Source organism: Bradyrhizobium sp. 195 (assembly GCF_023101665.1).
Lineage (GTDB): Bacteria > Pseudomonadota > Alphaproteobacteria > Rhizobiales > Xanthobacteraceae > Bradyrhizobium.
Genome location: NZ_CP082161.1, coordinates 3,477,760 through 3,489,891, shown reverse-complemented (window position 1 = coordinate 3,489,891; position 12,132 = coordinate 3,477,760). Strand labels below are relative to the sequence as shown.

Here is a 12,132-nt window from a genome sequence, read left to right as displayed (position 1 = left end):
GGTTCTCCTATGCTGCGAGCTGGGGCCTGAAGAGGACGTCAACCGCGTAGCTGGTCGCGTTGAAGGTGTTGGTGGGGAAAAGGCTTCCGGATCCGTACGCATAGACGCCGTTTCCCCCGCTGGAGGCGGATGACGGGGCTGTCAGCGGTCCGTTGGTCACCGAACTGGCAAACAGGTTGGGATCGGCCGAGTAGTTTCCCGCGGTGTGATAGGACGCGATATAGGTTGTCCCCGCCGCTATCGTCACCGGCGTACTGAAATTGACCTGCTGCCAGCCGCTTGCTGTCTCGTTGGTAAAAGTGGCAGTAGCTAGCAACGTGCCAGTGCTGCTCCATAGATCGGCGACGTGTGTGCCCGTATTGTTAGCGCCTTTGTAGAAGCGCAACCCGACAATGTCGCCTGTGGTGGAGGCCTGGAATTTCATGCCAAGTTCCACCGAACTTGGATCGTTGACGGAGACAATGCTCGGCGTGGGATTGGAGCTGAACAGGCTCACGGTGCTGGACGAGGGCGCCCGGACGGTGACGCTTGCTGTTGCGCTGGCGATACCACCCCGGCCATCGGAGATGGCATAGTCGAATGAGGCCGGTCCCGTATAGCCGTTGGCTGGGGTGAACGTCACCGTGTTGTTCTGAGCGTTGAGGCTGGCGGTGCCGTTGACGGCCCCACTGACGCTTGTAATCGTCAGAGCGTCCCCGTTTGGATCGGTATCGTTTGCTAGAAGTGATGTTCCGGGAATGCTGAGGGCCACGTCTTTGGTCGCGTTGAAGCCGCTGTCGTTGTTGGCAATCGGCGGCTGGTTGGTTCCGCCGCCGGAATTGCTAAAAACGACATCCACCCAGTAATTGGTGGCATTGAACGAGCTCGTCGGAAACAGATTCCCCGTTCCATAGGTGTAGACACCATTGTTGTTCGCGGAGGCCGTAAGCGGCCCATTCGCGTGAGCCGTGGTGAAGTAGCTGGGTGTGTCGGCATAGCGGCCGTTGCTATGGTAGCTCGCAATATAGGTGGTGCCGGCCGTGATCGAGACCGGACTACTGAAAGTGACGGTTTGCCAACCGCTAGTGGTCTCGTTTGTGAAGGTGGCCGTCGCCAGAAGGGTGCCTGTGCTGCTCCAAAGTGATCCGGTATGGGTGCCGGTGTCGTTCGCGCTCTTGTAGTACCTGATGCCTGAAATCGTGCCGGCCGCGGAGGACGTAAATCGTACCCCCAAATTGACTGGTGACGTGTCGGAGTCCGATAGCACCGAGGGCGTATCGGAGGTCGAGAATAGACTGACCGTAGAGGAAGTTGTGCTCACCGCAATATTGAATGTTTCACTTGCGGAGAGGCTTCCGAGATCGGTTGCCGTGGTGTTGACGCTGACAGTCCCCACGTTTGCGGATGTCGGTGTACCGCTGAAGGTGCGGGTTGAGGTATTGAAGCTCAGCCAGGAAGGCAGCCCGGTCGCTGAGTAGGCGAGCGAATCCCCGGAATCAACATCGGTGAAGGTGCCCGCAGGCAGTGTCAGGGAGAACGCCGTGCCGACCGTCGCGGTCTGGTTGGCGGTCTGGATCGCCAGCACCGGTGCGTCGTTGGCGCCACGAATCGTGATCGTGACCGTAGACGATGATGTCGCACCGGCAGAATCGCGCATCGTGTAATTGAAGGCATCAGCCACCGTATTGGTCGAGAGCCGCAATGCCTGCACGGCCGGATCGGTTTCATTGACCGTGTAGGTGAACGCGCCCGAGGCGTTGAGGACCAAGCTGCCGTGCGCGCCGTTGAGTGACGACCCGAGCGTGCCAGACGCCGAGCCAAAGCTGACGGCGGTCACGGTCTTGGTGTCGCCGGAATCCGGATCGGTATCATTCGTCAGCACATTCCCCGTGCCGGGAGAGCCACCCGTGCCATTGTTAGTCCCACCCTTCTCCGTGGCGTCGGCGGTATCGGCGACGGCCGTCGGCGGCCCGTTGGCAGTCGTCGTCACGGCGATATTGAACGTCTCGCTCGCAGCGAGGCTTCCGAGATCGGTTGCCGTGGTGTTGACGCTGACAGTCCCCACGTTTGCGGATGTCGGTGTACCGCTGAAGGTGCGGGTTGAGGCATTGAAGCTCAGCCAGGAGGGCAGCCCGGTCGCTGAGTAGGCGAGCGAATCCCCGGAATCAACATCGGTGAAGGTGCCCGCAGGCAGTGTCAGGGAGAACGCCGTGCCGACCGTCGCGGTCTGGTTGGCGGTCTGGATCGCCAGCACCGGTGCGTCGTTGGCGCCACGAATCGTGATCGTGACCGTAGACGATGATGTCGCACCGGCAGAATCGCGCATCGTGTAACTGAAGGCATCAGCCACCGTATTGGTCGAGAGCCGCAATGCCTGCACGGCCGGATCGGTTTCATTGACCGTGTAGGTGAACGCGCCCGAGGCGTTGAGGACCAAGCTGCCGTGCGCGCCGTTGAGTGACGACCCGAGCGTGCCAGACGCCGAGCCAAAGCTGACGGCGGTCACGGTCTTGGTGTCGCCGGAATCCGGATCGGTATCATTCGTCAGCACATTCCCCGTGCCGGGAGAGCCACCCGTGCCATTGTTAGTCCCACCCTTCTCCGTGGCGTTGGCGGTATCGGCGACGGCCGTCGGCGGCCTGTTGGTGCCACTGCTGGGGACAAACACCACGTCAGCCCAGTAGTTCGAAGAAGCAAACGTACTGGTCGGGAAGATACCGGCCGTGCTGGTACCACCGTAGGAATATACGCCGTTGCCGCCAGATGTGGCGGACGAAGGCGCCGTCAAACTACCGCTCGTGAAGGAATTGGCGAAGAAATTGCTCGTGGCGACATAGGCCCCGTTGGTATGATAGGAGGCGATGTAGGTTGTATTGGCGCTGATTGAGATGGGGGTGGCCAGATTGACCGTTTGCCAGCCGCTTGCTGCCGTGTTGGTGAAGCTCGCGCTGGCAAGCTTGGTACCGGTCGAGGTCCAAAGATTAACGAGGTCGGATCCACGGTCGCTCGGACTGCGATAAAATTTCAACGCGGTGATTTGACCGGCCGTGGCGGAGGTAAACTTCACGCCGACTTCAAGCGGGCTGCCATCGTTCAAGCTGGTCTGGGCCGGTACGTTGGAAGCACTGAAGAGGCTTCCTGTGCCGCTCCCGCCTGTGACGTTGACGCTGACCATGGCGGGAGTCGTCTGCATATTGACACTGTCATCCGTCGCGCGCGCCTCGATGACTCGCGTACCGGAGCTCGAAGCAACCCACGTATAGCTCCAGTTCGTCGTGCCGCTCGCCGGGTGCCACGTCGTACCGCCATCAGTGGAAACTTCGATACCGGCCACACGTCCGCCGGCGTCCGACGCTGTGCCGGTGATCGTGACCGTCTGGCCCTGGCTGATGTTGGTCCCACCTGTCGGGGAGTTGATGACAGCTGTTGGCGCGGTATGGTCGGTGGACGCTTGGGCGCTCACAAGGCCCGCCTGCAACGTTTGCGGCATAACCCCCATGTCGGCGAGGAGATTCACCATCGATTGCTGCACGGCCGAGCTGACTGGGGCGGTAAGGCCCTTGTACGGAACATATTGGTCCGACAATCCCCACGGATACATGACCGTGCCGGCACCGAAAACCAGAGCACCGCTCTCTGGATCACGGTAGAGCGTGAGGTTGTGCGTGGCCGTCCCGGGGCCGGTGGTCAATCCATTGTCCAGCAGCAAGGTGTTGACATTTCTTGTCGTCGACGACATGTCGATCAACCCGGCTGGCCGGAAGCCGTTATCCAGATCGCTGTCCCACTCGTAGCCAAGCAGGCGCGTCAGCGTTCCTCCGTTGCCACTGGCAATGCTGGTGTTCCGCCAAAAGCGCAGCTGCGACATGCTCGCCGGAACGCTGATGTTGTCGAGCGTACCGAGGTCGTCGACGGTGAAGATCGTACCGGAGAGAGAGTTTTCCGGAGTACCAGGTCCATAAACCGGATCACGAAACAGGCCCGCTCCTCCGTTAGCGGTGCCATTCGGGTCGAGTTGCGCGCCGCTCCAAATGTCCTTGTACTCGACGATCGTTCGATTGGCCGTATGGCTCGTGTCGAAGCTCGCAGCAAGCTCGATATCCCAATAGATTTCGTTGCCGCTCAAGAAGGCGAGGTCGACTCCCGCGTCGCGGGCGGCAGTGACATTCGCGAATTGCGATTGCGACCAATATTCGTCGTGGCCAGCGTCCATGTAGGCGCTGGCGTTCAGCAGCAATCCTGGACTGGTCGAGGCATCGATGCCTGAAATGTAACTGACGTCGTAGCCGTTCCGCTCCAACCAATAGATCGCCGCATATTCCTCGCCAAAAACGAAATCCGTCGGCTGAGCCTGGTTGGAGTTAACATTCATAGCGATCGGACGGTTGTAGCTAACGGCATACGCACGATCGCTATTGGTTCCGCTGGGACCTTGATACAGATTATATCCGCCCCAAGGATTGTACGCCTCCCATGTCGTGTCGCTGGTTTGGTACAAGACGTCCGAAAAGGTGCCGTCATTGCGAACGATGAACGGAATCATGTTCTGGAAGTTGCCAGTGTCGGTCGTCAGCTTCGCAAAATAGACGCCAGAAACGGCGGTGGCAGGAATCGTCCATGAATCTGTGATGGACCAATTTCCGGCATCAACGGTGTTGGTCGGATCATTAAAGAGCGGAGCCGGTTGGTTGGCAGCGCCTGTATGATGCATGCTGGTGATGAGACGCGCACCATTGCCACCGTAGTAACCAAGACGGTAGATACCGACCGTGTAACCGCTCGAGGCTGTGTCCACCTTGAAAGAGACGGTCTGTCCGGCATTGGTGCTGATCTGTGTCGCGAAGCCTTCAATCTGCGAGTCGCCCGCGTTCGCGATCGAGCCGTGGATCGCCCATGTGCTCTTCGGCGTGCCCGGTAGTTGATTCTCCGTGACAATTTTGTTACCCGCGTCGCTAAAGGTCGTCGTTCCCGATTGGGCGCCAGAGGTCGCGGTGAGTTGCAATGTGGCTCCGGTCGCTCGGCCATCAGCGGGCACCTGCCATTGCGCGGCGACTGTCCCATTGGCCAGCCCATCCATGTCGCCGATGCCGCCATCCTTGATCGTGAAGGGCGAATAGACATCGGCAATGCCGTTAGCGCCGGGCGCGCTCGATAGGTCGGCAATATTGAATGTGACCGACGCCCCCGACCCGATGTCGGCTACGGTAAACGTTGCCGTACTGCCTGGCGCGTAGTCCGCGCTGTTCGTCATGACGGACAGCGAACCTGTTGGAAGCGAATTGGCGACAGATCCGCCAGGTGTCGCGAAAGGCAGTGCAGCCTCGGCGGGGGACGGCAGAAGCGAGACCTGACTATTCAACGTCGCAGGCGTGGACGACCGATCCAGCAATCCCGAGGTAGACTGGCCTGGCATTCCCGCAATCGCATCGGGCTGTAGCTCTGTCCCGCTAGATGGCTCCACGCACAGTGGGATCCCAAGCCCCTGCAATGCGGATGGACCGTAGTGGTCGCTTGAATTCGTCCAAAGAGTGGTACCTGAGTTCAATATCGATGATGCCTGCGCCACCTCCCGGTCGGGCATGGACGAGAGCGCCGGGCCCGCTGCGTTGGGACCAACCACCAGGCTTGCCGAACTCGAGAGCAGAGCGGCCAATCTCGACTGGAACGACGGCATACCGGAGCCCCGCGTCCTGCCCAAGCCGCCACGCGACAGCAATGCAGTTGCCGCCTGACCAGCGTTGATAGCCGGCATTGCCTTGGACAGGAGATCCTCCCCGCCGACCGACTGATCTGCATTCGGCGAGATCCAAAACTGATTCAATGCCCAAGCGCCGGCGATGGGCTCCAACCATGCGCCTCGTGCGATGACATCTGGCCAGCCAGCGCCTTCTTCCAGCGAAAGGGGCTTGGTTCCTCGATCAAGGACGCTCGCCTTTTGGTTCAGCATGGCCAGCCTCTCGAAATTCACATAGCAAAGACATTTAATTTAAAAACAATAAGCCGGTCAATTCGATGATAATAATTAATTTTAATTTAATGGGCGTCAGCTCCGGTTGTCGCATCGGCAGTCGGGAGCCGTATGATTTCCTTCAGATAAATACCATAGCCGCTCTTCTCGAGCGGTTGAATCAGAGCAAGAAGCTGGTCTCGATTGATAAAGCCCTGCCGAAAGGCGACCTCCTCGAGACAAGCCACCTTCATGCCCTGTCGCTTTTCGAGCGTCTGCACGAAGGTCCCTGCATCGATAAGCGACTCGACCGTGCCCGTATCCAACCATGCAAAGCCTCGTCCCATGCGCTCGACGTGGAGAGCGCCGGCCGCGAGATAGCGCATTTGCAGATCAGTTATCTCGAGCTCTCCCCGCTGCGACGGCTTGACACGGCGGGCATATCGCACGACCCGGTTGTCGAAAAAATAGAGACCGGTGATGGCCCAGTTCGATGTCGGCTTTCTCGGCTTCTCCTCGATTTGCAGCGGACGGCCCGCCTCGTCGAATGTAACGACGCCGTATCGTTCGGGATCACGCACGTGATACGCGAACACGGTTGCGCCTTCCTCGCGGGCTGCGGCCTTGGCGAGCAGCTCGCTCAAGCCGCCGCCGAAAAAGATATTGTCTCCGAGCACCATTGCGACCCGATCGGTTCCGATGAAATCGGCACCTACGATAAACGCTTCCGCAAGCCCACCGGGACGGGGTTGTTCCGCATAACTGAGCCGAATTCCCCACTGACTTCCATTCCCGAGCAATCGTTCAAACTGGGCCCGATCTGCCGGCGTCGTAATCACCAGGATCTCGCGGATTCCTGCCAGCATCAGCGTCGACAGCGGGTAGTAGATCATCGGCTTGTCATAGACGGGCAGCAGTTGCTTGCTCACCACACGTGTGATCGGGTAGAGCCGCGTTCCGCTGCCGCCAGCCAGGACAATTCCCTTCAGCATCGGTGTCTCCTTTTCCGACAAGTTGGTCGAGACAGGTTTCGAGAGAGTGGCGCCAGGCCGGCAGTCGAATTCCAAACACGCGCTCCGCTTTGGATGAGTCCAGGCGGGAGTTTAGGGGCCTGCGCGCAGCGCAGGGATACTGCTCGGTCGTGATCGCTTCCAGCGCCGGCGGCCGCACTCCACGACGGGCTAAACCATCGAAGATTGCCTCGGCAAAGCCGTGCCAGCTCGTTGTTCCCTCGCCGGACACATGAAAGATGCCTGCCGCGGTGCGGCGATCATCGGTGACCGACCGCTCTGCGATCTTCAGGAGCGCTGCGGCCAGTTCCGCCGCTGACGTCGGGCTTCCGTGTTGGTCGCCGACGACCCTTACGATTGGACGCGTCTCGGCCAGTCGCAACATCGTCCGAACGAAGTTGCTGCCTGTTGCGCTGTAGATCCAAGACGACCTGACGACGGTCGCGAGCGGATGCGCCGCCAAAACGGCCGCCTCGCCGGCCAACTTTGATGCACCATATGTGTTCAGCGGCGCCGGCACGTCGGCTTCGTCGTAAGGCTCGCGCTTGGCACCATCAAAGACATAATCCGTCGACAAATGCACAAATGGAATGTTTCTCTGCCATGCGACATCCGCTAACGCAGCCGCACCATCGCGGTTGATACTGAAGGCTTTTCCGACTTCAGCCTCTGCCCCATCCACAGCCGTATAAGCAGCGGCATTGATGATCAAACTAGGGGCGATCGAGGCGACCGTCCTGTCGATCCCGTCCCGGACTTCTAGATCGAGCTCCTCACGTCCGAGGGCTATCGCAGACAGGCCGCGAAGAGCAGCGAGATCACGAAGGCAACTGCCCAATTGGCCATTTCGACCAGCAATCAGAATCGGTCGTTCGATCATGGCAACCTCAGTGTCGAGTGGCTGGGAGGCCAAGGCGCGCGCCATCGTAGACCATATTGCGAGCCCGCGCCCACCAGGTGCCGCTGCCCAGATACCATTCCACCGTGTCGGCGAGACCTTGTTCGAAGCTTCGGCTCGGCTGCCATCCCAGCTCGCTTCGAGCTTTAGACGCATCAATTGCGTAACGTGCGTCGTGTCCCGGACGGTCCGGCACAAACGAGATCAATGATCGCCTTGTTGCCGGCCCTGGACGTAATCGATCAAGCACGTCACAAATCTGGGTGACGACCTCCAGGTTTGAGCGTTCGCTGTCGCCGCCGAAATTGTACTTCTCTCCAGCTCTGCCCTCGAATAGCAGCCTGATCAGGCCTGCTGCGTGATCGTCGACATGAAGCCAATCGCGCACATTGCTGCCGTCGCCATAGACAGGCAATGACTTGTGCTCCATCGCGTTGAGAATCGTCAGCGGAATGAGCTTTTCCGGGAATTGGAATGGTCCGTAATTGTTCGAACAGTTCGATACGATCACTGGCAGGCCATAGGTCTTATACCAGGCGAGCGCGAGGTGGTCCGAGGCAGCCTTGCTCGCCGAATAGGGCGAGCTCGGCCGATAAGGGGTATCTTCCCGGAAGCAGTCCACCGGCCCCAACGAACCGTAGACCTCGTCAGTCGACACGTGAACGAACCTGAACTGTCTCTGCCTCTGGCTTGGAAGCCCGTCGTAATATCGTCTAGCTGCTTCCAGCAGAGTATAGGTGCCGACGATGTTGGTATTGACGAATGTTGCCGATCCGGTAATCGACCGATCGACATGGCTCTCAGCTGCCAAGTGGATGACTGCACTGGGCTCCCACTTGTAAAACAAACGAGTGATCGCTTCCTGATCGCAAATGTCGTGCTGCTCGAATCCATAGCGGCTTGTCCCCTCGATGGATGCCAGCGAGGCCAAATTGGCTGCATAGGTCAATTTGTCGACATTGATGACAGAGGCCCCGACCTCCGACACCAACTGTCGACAGACCGCAGACCCGATAAATCCCGCTCCACCGGTCACCAGGACACGCATGCCACGCCCTCTATTCAAACACTGATGCAAGCTGGTCAAAGGTGGGCAGCGCTCGATCCTTCGGTGAGAGCTGGGCCGCCGAGGCCCTCACCGGCCATTCGATCGCCAATTCGGGATCTGCCCAATAGACACCGCCGTCGTGGTCCGGGGAGTAGACCTCGTCGACTTTATAAAAGACCGTGGTTTGAGGCTCGAGCGTACAGAAGCCGTGAGCGAACCCTTTTGGAACGAGCAACTGCTCGTCACTCCCGCTATCCAGTTTGATCGAGATGTGCTTGCCGAACGTCGGCGATCGCCGCCGCAGATCGACCACCACATCGAGGATCGCTCCCCTCAGCACGCGGACCAGCTTGGCCTGCGCGAAGGGAGGCCGCTGGAAGTGCAATCCACGAACTGTCCCGACCCGCTCCGAGCAGGACTGATTGTCCTGGATGAAATCGTGAGAAATTCCCTTTTCGGCAAAATCAGAGCGGCGAAACGTCTCGCAAAAGTAGCCCCGCGAATCAGAAAAGCGCTTCGATCGGACCAGCTTGACATCCGGAATCGCCAAACTTCGCACTTCCAGCATGACCGCACGCTCCGATACGCGGCGCTATCGCCCCGGACGGTCGGCCTGATCTCCCCAATGTCTGCCCAACGGAGTAGCGCACCGAACCAGGTCCGCCTCTCTGTTCGCAACAAATATCGGGTTTAACCCGGCACCGGCCTCTCGCGGAATTAAATTCCCAGACAATTAATGCCCGAGCCATATTTAATTGGCAATACAAATTTTATCATATATATTATTTTAAATGCGGCCGCAGGTTCTAATGGCGCCTGCGGCCTTGTGCTCCCGCGCGATTGTCGACAGCCGAGAGAATTGTCCGATGCTTCAGACCAATACGCTCCAGACCGATGGGGCACGTCTACCCTCCGCCATGCCAATGCAGCCGGATCGCCAGGACGGCGCAGGCATCGGCGAGCTCATTAAATTGGCGCTCGTCTTTATACGGCGGCAATACCTCGTCATCATTTTCACCACCGTCCTGGCAGGTGCCGCCAGCCTGGTCTACCTCCGGCTGGTCTCGCCGGCCTATACCGCCCAGGTTCAGGTCCTGTTTGAAAACCCAAGGGCACAATTCCTCCAGAAGCAATCGCTACTCTCCGAACCACTCGTCGACATCACCCAGATCGAAACGCAGTTGCAGATCATCAAGTCTCAGGCAACCGCTGCGGCCGTGATCAAGCAATTGAAATTGGGCGATCATCCGGATTTCAGAGAGCCCCAGCCGCTGCAGTCCCGGCTAGTGGGCTGGCTTCGACGATGGCGATCGAATCCGTCGGAAGCTGCGCGATCTGCTGCGCCAGACCAGCCCTCAGAAGCCGCCATTGCGAGCTTTCTGGATCGCCTATCTGCAGGTCGGGTCGGCTTTAGTCACGTTATCGAAGTCGCCTTCACCTCGAGCGATCCAGCGCTAGCAGCGGAAATCTCGAACGCAATTGCCAAAGCCTACATCAACGATCAGCTCGAGGCGAAATTCGAAGCCAGTCGAACTGCCACTAGCTGGCTGCGGGAACGCTTACGAAACCTCGGTGAGGAGGCGCTGACCGCCGAACGTGCCGTCGAGGCTTACAAATCTCAGAACAACATCGTTTCGCCTGGTGGAAAGCCGATCGACGAGCAGCAGATCACGGAACTCAACACTCGGCTGGCTACCGCCCGCGCGCTGAGTTCCGAGGCTGCGGCCAAGCTGTCGCGCTACGAAACTCTGCTTGGCGCCGACCCGGCAAAACCATCCTCGATCGGCAATCTGGATGCTATCGGCTCCGACGCGATGAACAGTCCAATCATTACGTCGCTACGCCAGCAATATCTCGAACTCGCCAGGCGTGAGGCCGAGTTGTCGGCCCGCGTCGGGCGCGATCATCTGGCGGTCGTTAACGTCCGAAACAGGCTGCGTGAATTTCGCGTCTCCATTATGGACGAGGTCAAGAGACTTTCTGAGATCAGTCGCAGCGAAGCCGAACTCGCAAAGCAGCGGCAGCAAGAGATCGAAAAACGCCTGTCCGTGGCCATTGCGCAGTCGCGCCTCACGAACTCGGCAGAGCTGACGATAAGAGATCTGGAAAGTCGGGCGAAAAGCCTGCGGGCCCTCTACGACACCTTTCTTCAGCAGTACATGGGCTCGACGCAGCAGGAGACCTTCCCTATCTCGGAAACCCGGGTCATCTTCCCCGCCTCCGCCGCTCAGGTCAAGAGCAAGCCTAAGACGAAGGTCGTGCTGAGTCTCGGTCTTCTGGGTGGTCTCGCGCTGGGACTACTCCTCGGTTTCGTGAGAGACGTAATGGACCGCGTTTTCCGTACGTCTTCCCAACTCGAGGCTGCGCTTGAACTTCCGTGCCTGTCTCTCGTGCCCATCCTGAACTTGCCCAAGCAGCAGAGGCCGTCGGCCCGGCTTCAACAGTCGCAGGAAGACTCGAGCCAGCGGGTACTTTCGACCGCTCCGGACATTCATCGCGCCGTCGTAGGCATGCCTCTCTCTCGGTACACGGAGGCCATCCGTGCGATCAAGATTGCGATCGATCATAGCCCGGCGAAGACCCCCAACCAAGTGATTGGCGTGACGTCAGCTCTCCCAAATGAGGGCAAGACCACGATTGCTGCCTCCGTGGCGCAGCTCATCGGACACAGCGGGAAGAAGGTGATCATAGTGGACTGCGATCTCCGGAATCCATCGCTCTCGGCCCGTGTCGTCCCGAAGGCAGTGGATGGCATTATTGAGGTCATGAACGGTGATCGCCCACTCGAGGAGGTGGTATGGCGGGATCCGAGGACAAATCTTGCCGTTCTTCCGGCCGTTCAACGCGGGCCCGTGCTTCACTCGAGCGAACTTCTGTCCGACGGCTCGATATGCAAGCTCTTTGACCGACTGCGGCAAAGCTATGACTATGTCATTGTAGATCTTCCGCCGCTGAGCCCGCTTGTCGACGTACGGGTCACAGCGCCTCTGATCGATTGCTACGTTCTCGTCGTTGAGTGGGGACGCACCAAGATCGAGGTCGTTCAGCATGCGCTGCACACCGCCCCGACGATCTCGGACTCGCTGATCGGCGCAGTCCTGAACAAGACGGACATCAAGACGATGGCGCGCTACGACACCCAGCGAAGCGACTATTACGACGACAGTCACTATGTTCGTTATGGCCTTTCAAGCTCCTGAGCGGCCTGGCGCAATGCGCTATCGCGATTTCGCATTGGACGGCCTGCCGA

The 12,132-nt window shown here is 59.2% G+C and carries 6 protein-coding genes; 1 reads left to right on the top strand and 5 read right to left on the bottom strand.

Annotation, left to right across the window (positions count from 1 at the left end; genetic code table 11):
- Nucleotides 1-7 precede the first annotated feature (7 nt).
- The 5 genes from IVB26_RS15935 to rfbC form a co-directional block, all read right to left on the bottom strand.
- Entirely contained in the window at nucleotides 8-5,926 is a 5,919-nt protein-coding gene (locus IVB26_RS15935) for a DUF4082 domain-containing protein (RefSeq protein ID WP_247972520.1), read from the bottom strand.
- Between the two features lie 86 nt (nucleotides 5,927-6,012).
- Nucleotides 6,013-6,918, bottom strand: a complete 906-nt coding sequence (gene rfbA / locus IVB26_RS15930; RefSeq protein WP_247972519.1) for a glucose-1-phosphate thymidylyltransferase RfbA — start codon at nucleotides 6,916-6,918, stop codon at nucleotides 6,013-6,015.
- Nucleotides 6,827-7,816 carry a dTDP-4-dehydrorhamnose reductase gene (rfbD, locus tag IVB26_RS15925; protein ID WP_247972518.1) on the bottom strand — a complete coding sequence of 330 codons (990 nt, stop codon included), beginning with the start codon at nucleotides 7,814-7,816 and terminating at the stop codon, nucleotides 6,827-6,829. Before rfbD ends, rfbA begins: the two co-directional genes overlap by 92 nt.
- A gap of 7 nt (nucleotides 7,817-7,823) precedes the next feature.
- Complete coding sequence (rfbB, locus tag IVB26_RS15920) at nucleotides 7,824-8,882, bottom strand: dTDP-glucose 4,6-dehydratase (RefSeq protein WP_247972517.1); 1,059 nt, start codon at nucleotides 8,880-8,882, stop codon at nucleotides 7,824-7,826.
- A gap of 10 nt (nucleotides 8,883-8,892) precedes the next feature.
- Complete coding sequence (gene rfbC / locus IVB26_RS15915) at nucleotides 8,893-9,450, bottom strand: dTDP-4-dehydrorhamnose 3,5-epimerase (RefSeq protein ID WP_247972516.1); 558 nt, start codon at nucleotides 9,448-9,450, stop codon at nucleotides 8,893-8,895.
- Between the two features lie 298 nt (nucleotides 9,451-9,748).
- Between rfbC and IVB26_RS15910 the strand changes: the two genes are divergently transcribed.
- A complete protein-coding gene (locus tag IVB26_RS15910) occupies nucleotides 9,749-12,082 on the top strand; it encodes an AAA family ATPase (protein ID WP_247972515.1) in 2,334 nt (777 codons plus the stop codon).
- Nucleotides 12,083-12,132: the final 50 nt, after the last annotated feature.